Source organism: Mesorhizobium sp. M0106 (genome assembly GCF_040322715.1).
In the GTDB taxonomy this organism is placed as follows: Bacteria; Pseudomonadota; Alphaproteobacteria; order Rhizobiales; family Rhizobiaceae; genus Mesorhizobium.
In genome coordinates this window covers 33,412-52,714 of the sequence record NZ_JAMYUA010000011.1, presented here as the reverse complement: position 1 = coordinate 52,714, position 19,303 = coordinate 33,412, and the positions used below count along the sequence as shown (strand labels likewise).

15 protein-coding genes and 1 pseudogene are annotated in these 19,303 nt (G+C 62.1%); 2 read left to right on the top strand and 14 right to left on the bottom strand.

Translation table 11 applies throughout. The annotated features are described in order from the left end of the window. The first annotated feature begins 180 nt into the window (after positions 1–180). The gene (locus tag NKJ55_RS13380; RefSeq protein WP_352450308.1) at positions 181–4,899 is read left to right on the top strand and encodes an alpha/beta fold hydrolase; all 4,719 of its coding nucleotides are present in this window, start codon (positions 181–183) and stop codon (positions 4,897–4,899) included. A 361-nt stretch (positions 4,900–5,260) separates the two neighbouring features. Here the strand turns inward: NKJ55_RS13380 and NKJ55_RS13375 are convergent, their stop codons facing one another. From NKJ55_RS13375 to NKJ55_RS13310, 14 genes and pseudogenes are all read right to left on the bottom strand, one after another. After that, the gene (locus NKJ55_RS13375) at positions 5,261–5,656 is read right to left on the bottom strand and encodes an alpha/beta fold hydrolase (RefSeq protein ID WP_352450307.1); all 396 of its coding nucleotides are present in this window, start codon (positions 5,654–5,656) and stop codon (positions 5,261–5,263) included. A 14-nt stretch (positions 5,657–5,670) separates the two neighbouring features. After that, a complete protein-coding gene (locus NKJ55_RS13370) occupies positions 5,671–5,955 on the bottom strand; it encodes a YjiS-like domain-containing protein (RefSeq protein WP_198030591.1) in 285 nt (94 codons plus the stop codon). 124 nt (positions 5,956–6,079) lie between these two features. Next, positions 6,080–7,321: an NAD(P)-binding domain-containing protein gene (locus NKJ55_RS13365; RefSeq protein WP_352450306.1), complete on the bottom strand. Its 1,242-nt coding sequence runs from the start codon at positions 7,319–7,321 to the stop codon at positions 6,080–6,082. 88 nt (positions 7,322–7,409) lie between these two features. Continuing rightward, on the bottom strand, positions 7,410–8,009 hold the full coding sequence (locus tag NKJ55_RS13360; RefSeq protein ID WP_352450305.1) for an OsmC family protein: 600 nt from the start codon (positions 8,007–8,009) through the stop codon (positions 7,410–7,412). A 1,248-nt stretch (positions 8,010–9,257) separates the two neighbouring features. Further along, positions 9,258–10,733, bottom strand: a complete 1,476-nt coding sequence (locus NKJ55_RS13355) for an amidase (protein WP_352450304.1) — start codon at positions 10,731–10,733, stop codon at positions 9,258–9,260. Positions 10,734–10,756: 23 nt separating this feature from the next. Beyond that, complete coding sequence (locus NKJ55_RS13350; protein ID WP_352450303.1) at positions 10,757–11,716, bottom strand: cyclase family protein; 960 nt, start codon at positions 11,714–11,716, stop codon at positions 10,757–10,759. Further along, complete coding sequence (locus NKJ55_RS13345; RefSeq protein ID WP_352450302.1) at positions 11,713–12,492, bottom strand: ATP-binding cassette domain-containing protein; 780 nt, start codon at positions 12,490–12,492, stop codon at positions 11,713–11,715. Before NKJ55_RS13345 ends, NKJ55_RS13350 begins: the two co-directional genes overlap by 4 nt. A gap of 3 nt (positions 12,493–12,495) precedes the next feature. Next, positions 12,496–13,551, bottom strand: coding sequence for an ABC transporter permease (locus NKJ55_RS13340; RefSeq protein ID WP_352450301.1), 1,056 nt, complete (start codon positions 13,549–13,551; stop codon positions 12,496–12,498). A 67-nt stretch (positions 13,552–13,618) separates the two neighbouring features. Continuing rightward, the gene (locus NKJ55_RS13335; RefSeq protein WP_352450300.1) at positions 13,619–14,551 is read right to left on the bottom strand and encodes a sugar ABC transporter substrate-binding protein; all 933 of its coding nucleotides are present in this window, start codon (positions 14,549–14,551) and stop codon (positions 13,619–13,621) included. Between the two features lie 218 nt (positions 14,552–14,769). Next, positions 14,770–14,952, bottom strand: coding sequence for a hypothetical protein (locus NKJ55_RS13330; protein ID WP_023679139.1), 183 nt, complete (start codon positions 14,950–14,952; stop codon positions 14,770–14,772). Between the two features lie 290 nt (positions 14,953–15,242). After that, positions 15,243–15,947: a gamma-glutamylcyclotransferase gene (locus NKJ55_RS13325; RefSeq protein WP_352450299.1), complete on the bottom strand. Its 705-nt coding sequence runs from the start codon at positions 15,945–15,947 to the stop codon at positions 15,243–15,245. Positions 15,948–16,145: 198 nt separating this feature from the next. Next, a pseudogene (locus NKJ55_RS13320) lies at positions 16,146–16,286 on the bottom strand (NADP-dependent oxidoreductase); the annotation flags it as partial. A gap of 1,574 nt (positions 16,287–17,860) precedes the next feature. Beyond that, the gene (locus tag NKJ55_RS13315) at positions 17,861–18,085 is read right to left on the bottom strand and encodes a hypothetical protein (protein WP_352450298.1); all 225 of its coding nucleotides are present in this window, start codon (positions 18,083–18,085) and stop codon (positions 17,861–17,863) included. 28 nt (positions 18,086–18,113) lie between these two features. Then, positions 18,114–18,596: a hypothetical protein gene (locus NKJ55_RS13310; RefSeq protein WP_352450297.1), complete on the bottom strand. Its 483-nt coding sequence runs from the start codon at positions 18,594–18,596 to the stop codon at positions 18,114–18,116. Positions 18,597–18,944: 348 nt separating this feature from the next. Between NKJ55_RS13310 and NKJ55_RS13305 the strand changes: the two genes are divergently transcribed. Next, a complete protein-coding gene (locus NKJ55_RS13305) occupies positions 18,945–19,181 on the top strand; it encodes a hypothetical protein (RefSeq protein WP_352450296.1) in 237 nt (78 codons plus the stop codon). Positions 19,182–19,303: the final 122 nt, after the last annotated feature.

The following is a 19,303-nucleotide window of genomic DNA, read 5'->3' as shown; positions in this document are numbered from 1 at the left end:
TCCCGTTCCGGCTCGGCTTTCATCTGTACTTGTCCGTGTCGGCCTTGTCGGCCTTCCCACCAAGAGAAGAGCAAATCAGCGCAGGCGGAAACCTCGCGCTCCGGAAACGAACGCTTTCGGCAGCGGCACGGACTTGATACAATCCATCGCTAATTTAGCAGGCGCACTAGGATCAACAAAGTGTCGCTCGAAATTCGCGTTCTCGGAGATCTGACCGTCCTTCGCCTTGGCGAGGTCGTTTCCTTGCCGCCTTCGAAAAAGACGCGGGCGCTGCTGGCCTATCTTGCGCTCGTAGAGCGCCCGCAGCGGCGCGAGCGCCTTTGCGAAATGTTCTGGGAGGTACCGGACGATCCTCGCGGCGCCCTGCGCTGGAGTCTCTCGAAGATCCGACAGGTCGTCGACCTCGGGGACGGCGAGATCCTGCAAGCCGACCGCAACGCAGTTCGCCTGAACACCAGCGAAATCGTGCTGGACATCGCGCCGCTCCGCGGCCTTGGCACTCGCGACATAGAGGCTCTCGAACGGGAAAAGCTGGAAGCCCTCGCCGGAGCGTTTCGCGGACGTTTCCTGGATGACCTCTCACTGCCGCGCTGTCCGGAATTCGAAGCCTGGCGCATTGCGACCGCCGACGAACTGCACGTGACGCATCTGCGCATCCTTCGGGTGCTAGTCGACCGGCTGGCGGATGAGCCGGCGCGGGCGCTTCCGTACGCCCATGTCCTGCACGGGCTGGAGCCCGGAGACGAGGCTCTTCGAGCAGACATCCGTCGGCTGAGCGAGGCAGCACGGCAATCCGCCATGGTCCAGAGCCGCGCCTCGAGAACGGACACGGAGGTCGCTCCCGCCGGTGAGAGCGTCACTCCGACCCAGGTTTGGCCGGGGGCGGAGATACAGCTCCCCCCTGCGCCGGAGCGGGTCCTTGCGCAGGAGATCCGGCGGTGCACAACGCCCGACGGCGCGCGCCTCGCCTATTCCTTGAGTGGTCAAGGCCCCCCTTTGGTAAGGGCCGCCCACTGGATGTCCCATCTCGAGCTCGAATGGGACAGTCCGGTATGGAAGCATTGGATCGAGGGCCTGTCCGCGCACTACCAGCTGATACGCTACGACCAGCGCGGGAACGGCCTATCGGATCGGCATCCCGCCGACCTATCCTTCGAGGCCATGGTCGCCGACCTGGAGAGCATCATCGATGCGGCCGGTCTGCGCCGCGTTTCCCTGCTTGGCATTTCCCAGGGATGCGCCGTTTCGATAGCCTATGCCGTCCGGCATCCTGAGCGCGTGGCCGGGATGGTGCTGTATGGCGGATTTACCAAAGGCTGGCGCAAACGGGGCAATCAGCGCGAAATAGCCCGCCGCGAAGCGATGGGAGCGCTGATACAGGAAGGCTGGGGCCAAGACGACCCGGTGTTCCGGCAGATGTTCACCTCTCTCTTCATTCCGCAAGCAACGCCGGAACAGAGGAATTGGTACAACGAGCTGCAACGCAATACCGTCTCGCCCGAGATTGCCCATCGCATCTTCGAGGAAGGCGCCGTCATCGACGTGGACGAGCTGTTACCGCGGGTCCGCGTTCCGACCCTGGTGATGCATGCCACGAGGGACGCAGTCATTCCGTTCGATCATGGCCAGGCGATGGCTGGGAAAATCCCCGGCGCGCGTTTCGTCGCGCTCGACAGCGTCAACCACGTGCTGCTTGGCCATGAACCGGCATTCGCGACCTTCGTGGAAGAAGCGCGTCGTTTCCTCGCCGACCCCGAACAGACGCAGCAACTGGCAGGCCCTCCGGCGTCCTTGGGAATCAACCGCTCTCGGCAGTACATAACAGTGCTGGCCGCGGAAGTGATCAGTCCCGTGCATCTCCTCGAAACGGCGGATCCGGAAGTAGCAATTCGCGAATTCCAGCCCGTCGAGGATCGGGTGATAGAAGTCGTGGAAAGCCACGGCGGCGTCGTCACGTCGGCTGCTGACGGGACAATCACCGCAGCATTCGGCCTCGCTCGCGCCACCGAGGATCACGCTTATCTTGCGTGCCGCGCCGCGCTTGCGGCCAAGCTGGCAGTGGAGGAGCTTTCCCAGGGCGGGATCCAGTTGAGGGCCGCAATAGACACCGGCGAGGTGATCGTACGGCAGCAATGGACGACCGAAGCCAGTAAGGTTGAACTGGCCGGAGCCGCGCCGCGTGCAGCCAACCGGCTGATGCGTGCCTTGCACCGTGCGACGATCGCCGCGACAGGCCGAGCGCGCGCAGCCGCGGGGGGCTATGTGCAGATGCACCGCTTGGCGCATTCGGAGCATCCGCACCTTGGCCGCGACGAACGCATTTACGAGCTGTTGGGCGAAAATTACGCGCTGTCGCGCTGGCACCTGAGGGCCAACCGTGGCCTCACCGGACTGGTGGCGCGCGAGCTCGAGCTCAAAATCCTTCTTTCAACCTGGCGCAGGGTCAGGGAGGGCCACGGCCAGGTCGTCGGGATCGTCGCCGACCCCGGCATGGGCAAGTCGAGGCTTGCCCATGAATTTCTCTCCCTCGACGAGGTGGCTGGTTTTACTGTGCTTGAATGCGGCGGTCTGGAGTTTGATTCGTCAGTTACTCTGGGCGCTGTAAAGAAACTGCTGCTCTCGGCTTGTGGCATTCGCGGCGAAGACGGCCTGGCGGAGGCCCAGCGCCTGTTTGCCTTCAAACAGGCGGAGCTGAACCTGGATCCACGTCACACCGCGCCGCTCTCCTTCCTCGCGGACCTGCCGATCAACGATTCTTCCTGGCAGCATCTCGATGCGCGAGAGCGGACCTCACGGGTATCCGAGGCGATGAGCGCCTTTCTCGTTGCCTTGAGCCGGGCCGCGCCCGTAGCCGTGCTTATCGAGGATCTGCACTGGATGGATGCCGAGAGCGAGGCCGTAATGAACAGGCTGGTCGAAGTCATGGGCGCCAACCGTATCATGCTGCTCGCCACCTACAGGCCGCAGTACCGGCACGAATGGAACCGCCGCGGCTATTTCCAGCAGATAAGGCTCGAGCGGTTCGCGCGGGACGAAATGGAGCAGTTCCTCACCGAATTGCTGGGATTCGATCCCAGTTTGGGCGAACTGCGGAAATCACTTGCCGAGCGGGCCGAGGGCACGCCGTTATTCCTGGAAGAAATGGTGCGCGGACTGGTGGCGGACGGCGTCCTTGCCGGCCAGTCGGGCCGCTACGAGCTCACGAGACCGGTGGAATCCATCACCATCCCGTCGACGGTTCAATCGCTCATCGCCGCACGCATCCAGCAGCTGGGTGACTCGGAAAGGCAGGCACTCCAACTCGCTTCGGTTATCGGCAAGAATGTTCCGTATCCGCTGCTGCGGGCGCTCTCGCCGCTCTCGGAGGCGGAGCTGGAGGTATGCCTGGCCAAACTGCAGACTTTGGAATTCCTGTTCGAGGTCCAGAGCTATCCTCACGTGGAATATACGTTCAAGCACGCGCTGACGCTGAAGGTGACCTACGAATCCCTCCTGGCAGAGGACCGAAAAAGGCTGCATCGGGCTGCATTGGTTGCGATGGACAGACTCTATGCCGGATCGCTGAACCACCATATCGAGGAACTGGCCGAACACGCGCTTCGTGCCGAGGCATGGGAACCGGCCGCGGATTATCTGCTGCAAGCGGCGGGTCGGGCTGAGGAACGCTCGGCTTATTCCGCCGCGGTCCAGTTCCTCGAAAACGCCCGCAAAGCAGTCGCCGCGCTGCCCCGAAATCCGAAAACCCTCGCCCAGGCGATCAACCTGCGGGTGCGGATGCGGCCCGCCTACGGCGCCCTGGGTGCCTATCGGAAGGCGCTGCCGCAGCTATTGGAAGCGCGCGAACTGGCCATGGAACTGGGCGATCCGCAACTCATCTCCGACGTGTTGCTCCACTTGAGCTATCTCAACAGCTCCCACGGCCGCTACGAGGAGGCGCTGGAACCGGCCGACACACTCAAGCGCGGCGCGACGGCAAATGGCGTGCAGCGCTGCATAAGCGAGTCGGACCTGGCCGCCTCACAGGCGCTTCTGATCCGCAGCGAGGCGCGGCAGGTGCTGGAGCGGCTTGTTCCGCATGAGGAGAGGTTCACCAAAGCTTGGCGTCTGGAGCGTTTCGGACAGCTCGGTGCGCGTGCGGTTTGGTACCTGGGGCACCGCGCGCAGGCGGAAGCACGCCTTGGCCGGTTCGACGATGCGGAACGTTCGCTTGCCGAGCTGCGGAAGGTCGCCGCCGAAGTGGCGCGCCCGATCGACAGCTGCGCGGCCGCCTATTTCACCGGTGTGGTGGGCGTCCTGCGCGGGCCCGAGCCGGCGCTTGTCGAGGCGCTGCAATTGTGGTCCTCCGAAGCCGCGACCAGCGCATCTATCCTACTCCGGCCATGGCTTTTGACGGTGCTCGGGCATGCGGAATTCCTGCTAGGCCGCAACCACGACGCGGGCGCCACCTTGGAAATGGCGGTGACCGAGTCTGAGCGGCTCGATCTTGCCCAGTTCGAATGTCACGCGCGCGCGGTGCTCGCATGCGTGCGTGCGCGCCTCTGTGAGCCGGAAGCCGCGGCCAATCTCGGCCATGCGCTCGAGCTTGCGCGGGGACGCGGCGACCCGTGGAGCGAGATCATCGTACTGCGCGGCCTTGCCGAGCTGAAGCCTTCCAGATCGGCCATTAGTTGGCTCGAACAGGCCTGCAGCCTTGCCAGGCGGGTTGAGCTGCGGCCAGAGCTTGCCCGCTCCTTGCTAGCTCTCGGGCTCGCGAAGGGGCGCGGCAAGATTGCTGGCGCGGATGCAACTCTCGCGCAAGCGGCCAAGCTCTACACAGAAATGCAGATGCGGGAGGATTTCTTCGAAACGGAGGATCCGGCCGGAAATATCGTGCGCGATCGCATAGCCGCCACGGTGTGACTCCTCCGCATCCACGCAGTTGCCTCGAAGGTTTACGCTGCCTGTAGGGCAGGCAAGTTGCGGTCACGCAGCTCGCGCATGGGTCAGCAGCGCCGGGAACAATCGCCCAATCGCGGTCGGAATGCGGAAACCAGCTCACGGATGATGAGCCGAGTCGGAGCCGGTGCAACTTCGCCGCACAACACCAAGACCCGAAAGCCAAATCGGGCATATTCCCGAGCCGGCATGGACGTGTGGAAGTCGAGCCTGCTCCGCAGAAACTGTACGAGTGCAGTCTGAAGTTTGGCTCATCGCGTCGAAGGTGCCGGCTCCGCTCCAGTGGTCGATGAAACGAGCTGTCCGGAGAGATGGCTACCGCCGATCAAGCCGTCGTGTATCGCGCGTGTATCGCGCTGCGACCGCCGGCATTCGCCGAGCACCTCGTGGCCCTCAGAGTCCAGCTTACGCTGCCGGCGAAAGGCAACGGTTCATAAAGGGAGAGGCCGGCCAGCCGGTCTTGACGCATCGCCGCTGTATGCAGGGCCAATCCACCGCCATAGGAATGGCCAACAAGATGCACTCCGTCATGGTGGTCGATCATCTCCAGGACCCCGGCGGCTTCGTCGGCCAGATGGAAAGCGCCGGCGATAGTCCAGGTGCCGCCGCCCGGCGCCCCGATCAGATCGGGTGGGATGAACCGGTATCCGTCATCGAGCCGCTCCGCCAGGTTGCGCCATTGCCGTCCGCTGCCGCCGGGAGCAGTACAGGACGATGACAAGCGCGTGGCACACCTTAGCGAGACGCAGAACGTCGATACGTCATCGGATGACCTCCCCCTTCGCGCTCAAAAACGCCTGAACGCGTGCTGGTATCACGCCCAGCAAACCAAGTGATCGAGTTGATTTCGAAGCGGGTGATGCCGACGTCGCGCAGGAGGTAGTCCGGCAGCTCATGAAGCTGTCGACGGTCCCGCTGGATGCGAATGAAACGCCAGACTGCGGCCAGCATTGTTCCGCCGGCCCAGCGCAAACCTCGCGTTGTGGTGAGCGAGAGGGATGGGTTCACCATTGCACTCATTTTGATTTTCTCCATGGTTGCGGGCGCTGACTACGGCGCCAGTGGAGCCCTTGTCGTGGTCGGGCGTGAGCGTCAGCGTTGAAGTCAACGTCGATTTTTGCCGCGCCAACGTTGTATTCGACGGTCAGGCCGCGGCTCGGCGGGAGGCGTCGAGAAACATTGCCATGTGAGCCGCCAAAGCCTCGGCATCGCGGCCGACGCCATCGAGGAAGCTGGAGCTTCGATGGCGCATGAAATTGAGGCCGAGCACGTAAAGTCCCGGATACGAGCAGATGCCGCCATCGTTCAGGATTTCGCCCCGGGTGTCGAACACATCCAACTTCAGCCATGGGTATTCGCGGCGATAGCCGGTGGCCCATATGATGGTCTCGATACCCTCGTCGATGAGGTCGATTTCGGTCGGTTCGGCGCTCAGGATCAGGCTCGGAATGGAACCGGGATCGATCGAGTCACGACCCTCGGCGACGGCCGCGCGGTCTATGTTGGCCAGTACGCGCCTCAGTGTGCGTTCCGCCGCCGCGGTCGTGTCGGCGAGATCGCCATTGAACCGAATGCGTGTATCGCAGGCGGCAATGGCTCGACCGACAAGACGAACGCCTTGCTCCTGAAGGCCGGCGAGATCGAGCGACCTGCGCTCGGGTGTCCCTATGAGCTGCAGCGAGGGCTGCCGCCGTGCCGCGGCGAGATCCGAGACTTCGGCGACGGGCTTGACAAGCGCTCCCAGCCGGTCGAGCCACCACAGGATGTCATGCCCGCGATATAGCCTAGGCAGGCGTGTATGGCTGCCGACCGACAGGGTTACCGGGCGCCCGGAGCGATGGATCTCCTCCGCAAGTTGTATTCCCGTCGCCGAGGCTCCGGCCACGAGAACGCCGCCCTGAACCAGCTGCCGAGGATTGCGATAGTCTCGCGGCACGATCTGCCTGATACGGGAGGAGATGTGCTTTGCGATTGATGGAATTCGGGGCCGGTCGCTGTTTCCGGTCGCGACCACGACCGCACGCACGCTCCATTGGCCACGATCGGTCAGCAGCCGGAAGCCTCCCTCGATCTTTTCGACCGAAAGCACCTCCACACCGTCCTCTACCGGCGCGGTGATCGAGCACGCGTAGTCCTCCAGGAACCCGACGGTCTCGGCCATTGTCATGAAGCCATCGGGATCGGCCCCGCGATAGCCGCCGCCGGGCAGGCGCGTCATCCAGTTGGGCGTCAGCAGGCGGAGGGAATCCCACCGTTCGCTGCGCCAGCGCTCCGCGATCCGGCCGCGCTCCAGAATGACGTGGTAGATTCCGCGCTCGGACAGGCACCGGCTCATGGCGAGACCCGCCTGTCCGGCGCCGATAATGGCTACGTCTGTACGCTGCATGGATTCGCGCCTTGTAAGCAGGGGCAACAGATCGCCGGCGCCATCCTCTCCAGGACGAGGCCGGCGATATTGCTCTTGCGGACCGAAGTCAGCCTTTGACGGCAACCGAGACCGGCACGCCGTTGGTCAGCACGTCGAACACGGCGGAACGGGTGCGCGACTGCATCACGATTTCCTCGAGCTTCTCAGCGGGAGCATCGCCCTTGATCTTGAAGGAGATACGGATTCCTTGGTAGCCGTTGCGGACCTCATTCGAGATGCCGAGGATGCCGCGAAGGTCGATGTCGCCTTCGACGGTCGATTCCACCTCATGCAGCGTCACCCCGCGCACGGCCGCGATGTTCGCGATGCCGGCCGTGAGGCATGAAGCAAGCGCGTGCAGAAGATATTCGACCGGCGTCGGGCCGTTGTCAGTGCCGCATAGGACGGCTGGATGGTCGCTGTCAGCCCGGTAGGCCGTCTTGTGAGACTGCTCGGTGCCGGCGCCGAAGAAGTTGGCCATCGTGCTGCTGCTGTGCGTGCCGGCAATCCAGCGGCTTTTGGCACGGAACTGGAACTTGGCAAGCTCGGGCTGCCCCGCGACGGCGTTGATGGTGGCCAGAAGGGTGGGCGTGTCGACGCCGTTCCTTGGCTCCCGCGGCGCCTTCTTAACGGCAGACTTTTCCATGACCATTGTATCGTCGTGCATGTCATTCACTCCTGGGTTCGGATGTTGCGCGACCGGGATCGTCCCGGACGGCTAACCCTCGGGCGGCAGCGTTTGACGTGCAGTGGGAACGACAGTGGGAAAACGAGAGGTTTTTTGCGTCAGCCAACGGTGAGCCGCGCTGGTCTGCAGTCAGCAAAACGACGGGCCTTCAAACGCTTGCTTCGCCGCCACGCTGCGATCCTCCCGTAAGCGCCGAGAAGGCGTCACAACCGAAACCACAGGAGATCAGACCATGTCTCGTTCGTTTGGAATGGATACCCGCCCGTCCTCGACCGACTGGGCAGTGATAGTTCGCGGGCCAAGCAAAGCCGAGGTGCTTGCCCATATCGCGAAGACTCACACATACGCGAGCACCCTGAATCGGCACGGCCGCGAAAAAACCACATGAGGCTTGTTGCGGCGGGAGTGCCGATCGGCCCCCTCGACAACACTTGTCGGAATAATGTTTTCGGTCGACGTCCAGCCAGGCAAAGAAGACCGCGCCCGAACACGTCCGGCGAATGTCGGGATTTTCGCTCGACGCCTGCTTCGAGGAGCCAGCCCGCACTCGGGAATGACCGCATTACGATCAACTTGCGTCGTGCCCGGTCTTGCCCAAAATTCCCGGAGATGCTCGGCGCCCAACCTGAGATTGCCGCTCTGTCCGGTTTCAACTCGGTCACCCGAGTTGGAGGTGGTGGCTCCAACGCCGGGTCGTCGACCGACACGCCTCCCACAGAAGTCGATGTGGTCGCGCTGGATGACCTCGCAGTCAGGTTGGCAACGGCCTACCAAGCTGCTTCGCCAGCTATTCGCTAGTCGGGCCAGTTCTCATCCCGTTATCCGCCTGTTCGCTTCTCGGGTTCGCGGTGGGTTTCCGACGTACGCCCGCCGATGCGAGCTCAGTCGACGAGGTGAATACTTTTATCAGAGGAGCTGATGTGGGCTGCTGACTCAACGTAACATATGGCGGGCTTTGCTTAGCACGCCGACCAGTCCGGTAAAGGGGGGTCTGCCTCTGCGATTACTTAGTTCAGGCAAGTATGTATCAGCCCGCACTTGCGGGCCGATATCAGCGTATCAGCGGCCGTGGAACTCGAAATCCCAGCCGACGGCCGAAGAGAGCGGCGGAAAGCTAATGTGCGAGGGAGATCGGTTCCCCCTTGAGGCCTATTTTTACGCCAACAGCGTGAACCCATCCTTCTCTCAGATTTATGGGTTCACGACCTAGGGTATTCCGACACCCAACTATCCAGCGAGCCCCGGATAGCTTAGGAACCAGGGCTGCATGCATTCGAACTGAGCCGCCATCGCCAGAACGGTTTCGTCGGCGTGCCGCCGCCCGATGATCTGCAGGCCGACCGGCAGGCCCCGCGCCGTAAGGCCGGCCGGAACCGAAATCGCCGGATGGCCGGTATAGTTGATCGGATAGGTCATGCACCAGCCGATCAGCGGATCGACCGCCTCGCCATTGATCGATGTCGGCCCGATCGTGTTGCCGTCGGGGGCATTCTTGACGGGCGGAACGGCCAGCGTCGGCGAGACGATCAGGTCATGGGATTCGAATACATCCTCGAGGCCGTCAAGGACGCCGGTGCGCAAAAGATCGTCGAGCGCATGGTCGACGGCGGACACCTTGTAGCCGCCCTCCAGCATGGCGAGGAACTGCGGGGTGAGCACCTTGGCGTGCTTGCCCATTAGGTCGATGCCCTCCTGTTTCCAGTACACGGCGATGGCAGCATAGTGGATCGAGATCGTGCGCACCCAAAGCGCCGCCAGTTCCTTGTGATCGGCCCTGAAATCGAGCTCGACCTCATCAACCTCAATGCCATGTGCTCGCATGACATCGACGGCCCGGGCAACGACGGTGGCGACCTCAGCGTCGACCGGAAAATTGCCCAGTCGCGGGCTGTAGGCCACGCGCAGTTTCGGCGTCCGCCCGGCAACGGCGCCGACATAGTCAACGCCGTGATCCGGCAGGCAGAACGGGTCGCGGTTGTGAGGCCCGGCCATGATCTTGGTCATCAGCGCGGCGTCCGCAACGGTGCGGGTCAGCGGTCCGATATGGACCAGAGGATGTCCCCACAAGAAGGCGTCGGGGCGAGTCACCGAAGGAATGCGGCCGAAAGAGGGCTTGAAGCCGACGGTGCCGCTGAACGAGGCGGGGATGCGGACCGAACCGCCGCCGTCCGTGCCTTGCGCCAGGGCCGCCATGCCGTCGCCGACCGCTGCCGCACTGCCGCCGGACGAGCCGCCGGAATTGTAGCCGATCGCGAAGGGCGTGCTGGTCGGCCCGAAGCGCAGATTGTCGGTGATACCTTTATGGCCGAACTCCGGCGTGTTGGTCTTGCCGAGCACGATGGCGCCTGCGTCGAGCAGGCGATCGACCGCCACAGCACTTGTTTTGGGCACCCGGTCGTGCACCGCCCACGACCCCATCGAGGTCGGCACGCCGGCCATATCGTCGAGGTCCTTGATGCCGACTGGGACGCCATGCAGCGGTCCAAGCGGACCGCCTGCCATCACGGCCTTTTCGGCGGCCCGCGCAGCTTCCATCGCCTGGTCGCCGAGAACCAGCGTATAGGCGTTGACCACCGGGTTGCGCGCCTCGATGCGGCGCAGATAAGCCTCGGTTACTTCAACCGGCGACAGGTCGCGGCGCCGGATGCGCTGGGCCAGTTCCGTGGCCGGCAGGAAACAGATCTGGTCGTCTGCAGAAGTCATAAGCCGTTCCACCTTGTTGGGTGCTATTTGATGAACACTGGATTTGCCGCGCCGCCGGTGCCCTTGCTCACTTTGACCGGACTGGCGCAGTAGAAGCCTTCGTAGCGGCGGTCCGAGGCACAGTCGGCGGCCAGCAGGTCGAGCGATGCCATTTCGGTGAACGCCACGCCCAGATTGCGCATCAGCGCGGCGTGCAGCACCAGCATCAACCCGGTCTCGGGCTCGTAGGTTGTCTCGTTGGCCAGCGTGTCGGTAACCAGACAGGGGATCTGCATCTCGTCGAACCAGCGCACGAGGTCGAGGCTGAAGGTCAGTCCGGGTTCCCAATATCCATCGCCGACGCGCTGGCTTCCCGCCGCCAGTGCGCCGACCCAGCCGGTGCGAACGAGAAGGATGCTGCGCGGCAGGATATCGACCGCTTGGGCCCGGGCGCATTCCATGAGGTCGCGATGCGTGAATGTTTCAGCGCGCTCAAGGGCCGGTTTGCCGCGGAACCGGGCGATGTCGAGCAGCACGCCGCGTCCGACGATCCCGCGCTCCGCGATCGGCATGATGCTGGCCTTGGTCATGCCGCCATTGGTACTGCTTGCCGCGAAGCCGTTCCAAAGCGTGTCGTCGAACCACATGTGGCCGAGCGCGTCGCAATGCGTGCCGGCCTGTGCGAAGCCGGTGATATAGTCGTCTGCGAATTCGAGGCCGCCGGCAAGCGGTTGCCAATGACCGTTCTCGAAGCCGGCCTTGTCGGCGACCATGAAATGCTTCGCCGGCCAGCGGCCGGGGAAGACGGCATCGCCCTCAGAGGTCCCGACCGGCACGCCGAGGGTGAAGGTGCGGCCGTCCCGCACCGACGCCAGGCCGCGCTTGACCTCGTCGGCGGTCAGATAGTTGAGCGCTCCGATCTCGTCGTCGGCACCCCAATGCCCCCAGCGGCTCGGCGCATTGCCCAGCAGCCGGCGCAGCGTCATCGTTTCAGTCGCGCTCATGCTTCCGCCTGCGCGGTCGCCGGCTGCCTGGCGCCGGTGATATAAGCGACGACGTCCTCCATGTTGGTGCCGGAACTTGCGAGATCGGCGACCTTGCGGCCCCTGCGCATCACCACCACGCGGTTGCACACTTGCCAGAGGTGATCGAGATTGTGGGTGACCATGACGATCGTCAGCCCCTGGGCGCCGAGTCGTTTGATGAGGTCGAGCACCTCACGGGATTCGCGCACGCCGAGCGCCGCGGTGGGCTCGTCGAGCAGCAGCAGCTTGTGGCCCCAAAAGGCACCGCGCGCGATCGCCACCAATTGGCGCTGGCCGCCGGACATGCGATCCACCGGTTTGCTGCGCACCCCGGGGATATCGATGTGCAGTTCCTCGAGGCCGCGCATCGCGATGTCGCCCATCGATTTGCGGCGGATCCAGCGCAGCAGCGCCGGGCCGCGGCCAAGCGCAATCTCGCGGCCGAGAAAGAAGTTTTCGGCGGCAGTGAACGTGCCGATCAGCGACAGGTCCTGATAGACCGTCTCGATGCCGAGGCGTTGCGCTTCGGACGGCGGCGACAACTTTTGCGGCCGCCCTTCGAGGATCACGTCGCCGGAAGTTGGGTCATGCGCGCCGGCCAGGATTTTGATCAGCGTCGACTTGCCGGCACCATTGTCGCCAACGAGGCCGAGTATGTCGCCCCTGGCGATGTCCAGCGAAACGTCATCGAGTGCCTGGATGCCGCCGAAGCTGCGGCAGATCCGGCGCAGGCTGAGCAGCATATTCTGCGCCATGGCCTATCCCCTCGCATAGCGGCGGCCAATACCGCCGAGCGCTACGGCGACGACGAGAAGGCAGCCGGTGAACAGGAACTGCGTGAAGATCGGCGCGCCGATCATGGCCAGCCCATTGTTGCCGACGGCGACCGTCAGCACGCCGATCAAGGTGCCGAGGATATGGAACTGACCCTCTCGCAGCGCCGCCGAGCCGAGGAAGGCGGCCGAAAACGACGTCAGCATGAAGCTGTCACCCGCCGTCACCTGGCCGGAGCCGAGATTGGAGGCCATCAGCACGCCACCTATAGCAGCACAGGTGCTGGCGATGGCGAAGGCAACGATGCGGCTGCGATCGACGGCGACGCCGGCGCGGCGCGCTGATTCCGGGCTGACGCCAATGGCCTTGATGTGTTGGCCCTGCACTGTGCGGTTGAGGATCACCCACAGCAGCGCAAGCACGACGGCCATGATGATGACGAGGTGCGGCACTCCGGCAATCCGGCCGATCGCGATATTTGTGAATTCGCGCGACTGGGTGAGCTGCAGCGGAATTCCGCCCGAATAGGCGTAGTTCAGCCCGACGACGATGGTGCCCGTGCCAAGCGTGGCAATGAAGGCGTTCACCCCGATCTTCGAAACGACAATGCCGTTGACAATGCCGATGACCGTTCCGAGGCCGACGACGAGGAAGATGGCGGGTAGGATCGGCAAGCCACTGCTGCTCAACAGCCCGACCACGAGAAGCCCGCAGAAACTCGCGACATAGCCGATACTGAGGTCGAAATCACCGGCGACGAGGGGCACGGTGAGGCCGGCCGCGACAATGGTGCCGATCGCCATGTCGTTTACGATGTTGCGAAAATTGCCGATGGTTGCGAAGGTCCCCGGCTCCAGCACCGAGAAGATCCCCAGCATTGACGCCAGCACGATGATGGTGCCGTAGGTTCCAAGCAGGCGCATGAGCAACGCGCGCCGCTGTCGGGCATTGGGCGAGGCATAGCCGGTCTGCGTTGACGGCAGGACGCGGGGCGCCTCTGCCGGAGCGTGGGTTTCGGGCAGGGAATGATCAGCGGACATGGCGGCTCTCATGACAGCACTCCGGCCCAGCCAGGCAAGTCCGGCCCAGACCCACAATCAGGAGAGCTTACTGCGGATTGTCCTTGATGAACTTGTCGACGTTCTCTTTGGTGACGAGCGTATAGCCTGGCACGAAGGATTTGGGCTTCCACTGGTCGCCGGCTGCCAGGATGTCGGGAATCTGATCGACTAGCATTTTGCCTGCCGAAGTCAGATCGACACCGAGCGTGGCGGTCATCGTCCCGTCCTTGACAGCCTGGACAGCGGGCGCCGTGGCGTTGAACGAATAGACCTTCACGTCGCTGCGGCCGTTCTGCCTCAGCGCCGCGATCGCGCCCATAGCGTTGTCGTCATAGCAGTTGAAGATGGCGAACGGCCCCTTGGCGTTGGCATTGGCTGCAAGCCAGGCGCTGGTCGCGGCCTGCGAGGATTCGGCAGCACCCGGGATGCTGATCTCGTGCGAGGTCGCCTTGAGCCCCGGATTTGCCTTGACCGCCGCATCGAAGGCGTCGGCTCGTTCGCGGCACGGAATGCCGGGATGGTAGGTGAGGTCGAGTACAGTTCCGGACTTGCCGATGTCCTTCAGCATTAAGTCGATCAGCGGTTGCGCAGCACCGGTACTTGCAGATAGCGCGATCCCGTCTGCCATGCCGCCGCCGGCCGAAAGCACGGGGATCTTTGCGTCCGCCGCCGCCTGGAGCCCGGCCGCCAGGCCCGTCGAATCGAAGACCGTGACGATGATGGCGTCCACCTTCTTGGTTGCCAGCTGCTTGATGCTGGTGATCGCTTGCGAAGGATCGCCATTGGCATTGAGCGTTTCCACCGACCAGCCCTTAGACTTGGCTTCCTGGCTCATCGTGTCGACCATCTGGTTTGTGTCGACGTCGGATGTCGAGAAGGTGACGATGCCGATCGTCAGCTTGTCATTCGCGGCGAGGGCGGCCGACGTGAAGGATGCTGCGACGAGCGCTGCGGTCGAGAGTTTCTGAAAGCGGTTCACTGTGCGTATCCCCTGTTGACCGAGTGTTCCGGCTCACCTCCAGACCGCGCAGCAGCCCAGCTTGGGCCCATCTACAGGTCGTCACAGTCAGTCTGTTTGTTCGTGCGAGCCACGTACTAACTATAGGCACAAGCTCTTATGCCGCGCAACGGCTAATTTCAACCGGCTTTGGTCACTCGAGGTTCAATCGCTGTGGGGCTCTTGGGGCAAGCGCGCAGCTAGGCCGCCTTCTTGATCTCCGCGACCTGAACGCCCAGTCGGAACGCCTGACCGTCTGCAAACGAACGCGCGTAGCTCTCAGATGTAAAAGGGACCGTGGTGGTGGTGCCGTTGACCGTCACGCGAACCGACCACTCTTTGTCCCTAATGATTTCAACGGCATGTTGCTCATGCGCAGCCATGCATTCCTCCCAGAATCTTCCGTTGAGGATGGAGGATAGCGTCGTAAAACTGGTTTGCATGCAAATAATCCGACACCGCGACGTCGAAATGTCGAAACACGCACAGCTAGGCTTAAGTCGATGGCCTCGCCTTGAGCTGTTCGAGGTGTTCCTTGGCGAGGTTGAAAAGTGCGGTGGCAGTCTCTTCAGCCTCCGCCCGGAAGCGGACATCGCGGGTGACAATGCTGCAGGTCGTGTTCGCGCCAACTGCGGACGCTTGAAGCGAAGTGCGCAATGACCGGTCCGTTGGCTCAAAGAACGTTCCGCTCCGCCGGGTTTCGCTCTATCAACTCCGCCACAAGGCGTTGAAGCCGCCAGAGGCTGCTGTCATGTATGCCTTTGGCTTCGAGGTGAGAAACCGTGTTGAACAGGTATTCGGCCCCGCTTCCCCAATGACCGCAGGCCAGGGCCAGGACATCGGCAACGGCTTCAAGCGACTGACGACCGGCATAGAGAGGTGACGCGCGGTTCATCACAAAGGCCAAGGCCGAGATAGGCCCGGAAGCGGTCGCCACCGTGATCCACCGGGGCATGCTGTTGGCCGGCTTGTAGGTGAATTCGCGTCGAAAGAGTTTGCCGAATTGGCGTTCGAGGTTGTCCTTTGGCAGGTCGTACAGGACGCCGCTGCATTGCCCCCCACGATCGAGGGCCATCATAAGGCCTGGCTGCTCCGGCGTGCCCCGAAAACGGGTCATGCGAAAGCAGAAAGCGCGATGCCACCCACGAGCGAGGCCTACCTGCTCACCGACATGCTCGATCTCCGGCTTCCAGATCAAGGAGCCGTAGGCGAACAGGCGGGTCGGTGCTTTCGGGGCCGGATGAGTTCGGATCATTTGCTCGACCCAGCTGTCGTAGTCGGCATCGGTGTGTAGCTCGGCACCTGGCGTCAAACCCTGGTCCTGAACGACCTTGTGGACCCGCGCGACGTGGTCCGCGGTCAAGGTCAGCTTTCTCATTTGGCTCGGCATCCCGTGCTCCATCGGATCAGGATCGCGTATCCTTGGCAGATACTACGGGCGTTGCAAGATACGAACCGATGCGCGGCGTGAATGAGTCTTTGCCCCTTCACCGATGACAGCAAAGCGCCCCGCATATTCGCCCTCGAACGATTCCATGTGGTTTCGGCAATCTAGGTTTGGGAGACGCTTTTCTACTTACTGTGAAACCCTGACCAACAGCTTGCCGAAATTGCGGCCCTTGAGAAGACCGATGAAGGCCATCGGCGCGTTCGCGAGTCCCTCGACAATGTCCTCCCGATATTTGACCTTCCCCGCTTGGAGCCAGGCCGAAACGTCCCTGCCGGGGCGGTTGGACGTGTGCTGTTTGGGACATGCAGAATAATTGGCGGAGTGCCAGAAAGTTCCTCCGCGCTCGCGCTTCGCACCGCGGTGCGACCCACAGCGTCTTGCCTAAGGGACTTTGCGGCGTAATTCGCTCGCGTTCGAATTGAGAGCGACCTCGGATTGAACTCGCGGATTACCAGGCGGACAAAAAAACCCCGGCGCTGGGTCGTTGCGCCGGGGCTTTGGGCACGTACAAGCTACACCAACATGTCCGTTTATGAACGTGCGCTAATAAAGTGAAAAAACGGTGAACCACGCATAGGCTGAAGGGCGCACGCTCAAAGCTGGGGTGAAGCGGCAATATCAGTGATGACAAGTTGCGCACCTGATTGTTCCACCCAGCTTTCGACCGAACGAGGGGGCGAGTATGCCGGCTGTGTTGATTTGCCAAGATGATGTACTCCGTCACCCCTCATGCCGATGAAGGGAGCCCGCTCGAACCGCAAATCTCGAAATGTCTAGTGATGGCCCCTGGACCCCGCACATTCGGGGATTCGAAACTGATTTCCAGGTGGTGCTAAGCAAGGCCGGCAAGGCGGAGACGATCACCGTAATGCTAGTATGCTCATACATCGCGCTTTGCTCTGAGGGCGGCCCAGCAGCTTGGGTTAGGGGGGCCGCTGGGCCTGACCAGCGAGCGTTCGGGAATGCTCGACTGGCTGGTTAGTATTTTAGATAAATCTAATATAATCGAACCATGCGAACGAAGTACGCGGCGGTAAGAAAGTGGCTAGCGTCCGATTCACTTACCGCGCGTTTTTGCCTTGGGTTCTGGCGAGCTTTCGGACGGGTTTGCAGCCAATTTTGCAGATCGCCGATCTGTTACCCACAGGGACTTTTTCCTCGTCAGCAAATCGTCACGATCGCCCTCAGCGGTCGCTCGGCTATGCATGGCAGCTATGGCGTAGTCGGCTCTGTTGGTTCGATAGTCTTCTTTTTGGACAGTCATCGTTTGCTCCCAGTTTCATAGCCCCTCTTTTGCCCTGGCGGGGAGATTAACTGCCGGTCCATCACGCGAGTCAATCGATGAAACGACCCCTCCGCAGTCGCGAGGGCGGGGAGCAACCCGACAATTTTTAACGTTGGAACGGCTTACAGACTGCAACACAGCCGCCCTTTCGTCGGGCTGCGTTGATCGCGTTCATGTTGCCCTTCAGCTCGCCGGTCTTGGCTTCACGTGCCTTGATGTCGTGTTGTCCATCATGCTGCCAACCGGCAAGCCAAGCCAAAACACGCCGTCCACGTCACGGCGCGCGCCTGTCTTGTACGGCCATTATCGGCGCCAGGTCAGAACTCGTTTCGGTAAAGTTCGGCTTCCAACTGGCTGCAGGACTTGCCCGCGTATACGCTGGACGAAACCAGCGTGGGCTTGATGTCGGCTGGGCGAGTAGCGCAGCCCGACAAAACGCTGATGGCTACAAACGCACATAACTTGATTTTCATGCTTCCCCGCAAAATGCCCGCGGTGAGCAGGCGCTGAGGGCAGGACGAAGTCTATGTGCCTTGACGGCATGCGGAATATATTCCTATTTTGCGGGATGCCGCACCCTCGCCGACACGAAGCCGTTTCCGAATATCACCTCGCCAAAATTGAACGACAGGCGTGGCTTCTGACGGTAGAACTCCGCGACGCGCAGTTGTCGCTCAAGCCATTTGGCGAGCATTGGGAAGCGATCGACCATCTGCAACGGGACATAAAGCGGGCGCTCAATCTGCTTAACAATAGGCCGGCAGACTACGAGGAGCCGCATTTCGCGCCCATGTCGCGAGGGTGAAGAACTAGCCTGTCAGTTTAGTGAAGTCGTGGCGCCGCGCGCGAACATGTGCCAGCAAATTCGTTTCGTTTACGACCCCTGATTGAAAGAGATTCAGCGTGGTCGAGGCTAGAATCTGACCGTCTATCGGGGTGCTATACCATTTGGCGTCGGCGGTTACCTGGTCGACAACCCGCTGGCAGATCGCCCGATCTTTAGGTCTAAGGAACTGACTGTTCAGTGCTCGTAGCATCTCGACGCCTTGAAACGGGGAGTCACCTGTCTCCCGCGCGATACCCATGCGTGGTCTCCGAGCATGGACCCTAAACGCATTCAGACGGAAAATTGCCATTCGTTTGAGTGGTACCGACGTCGCGGATAAGCGGCGGTCCGCGAGCTGATCCACCATGTCGCGCAGCGGCTTCTTGCGTTTTGGCGTCCTGTACTTCTCGACCAGCCTGACCTTGTCGATGTCGATCGTCACCAGCGGTCCCAGATCGACGGTCACCCTGCCGCCTTCCTCGTGTATGCGCGTGATCTCTCCGGTAGGCTCGATCTGCTGCCCCTTCTTCACCTTGGTATGATCGATGATCGAATGCGGAAGCTATAGCTCGGGATCGAGACGTTACGCCGTGCTGAGTGACCCGTTTGCGAAGGTGGCCGGGATCGCCACCTCGTCACGAATGGAAATTCCGCGCGCCGTTCCATGAGTCTGGTGCGCTCGGCGCCTTACTCAAGATATTGCTAATTATGCATGAGCCCGCTTCCTCCAATCGATGGATGAAGCCGATCGTGCCGGTGCTACTTTGATGCATCGCGCGACTTACGCGACAAGAGCTGGCTCCAGGGGCAAAATATGAGCAAGACGACTCTCACTGCTATCGCAATCCTCGCGATCAGTGTCGGCTGTGCCGAAGCCCGTAAGGTCGAATCCGCGACCCTCGGCACGTACGCCAATTCGAAGAACCTGCCGGCTTGTACCGCGTCAAGCTCACTCTTCGAAGTCCTTGGTGATAAATGTTTTCTCGTCCCAGGTTCGATGATCTATGGCGACATCGCCGAACTGTCGCAGACAATCACTTTGAGTTGGTAGCCGAAGCAAAAACCTCCCAGCGCGGCCTCCATTCTCCGGTATGAAGTTGCCCTTGCAGGTGCTGCCGTGACCCCAGATATCGACCCAGTCTTCGCGCGCCGCCAATACCGGCGCAATCCCCA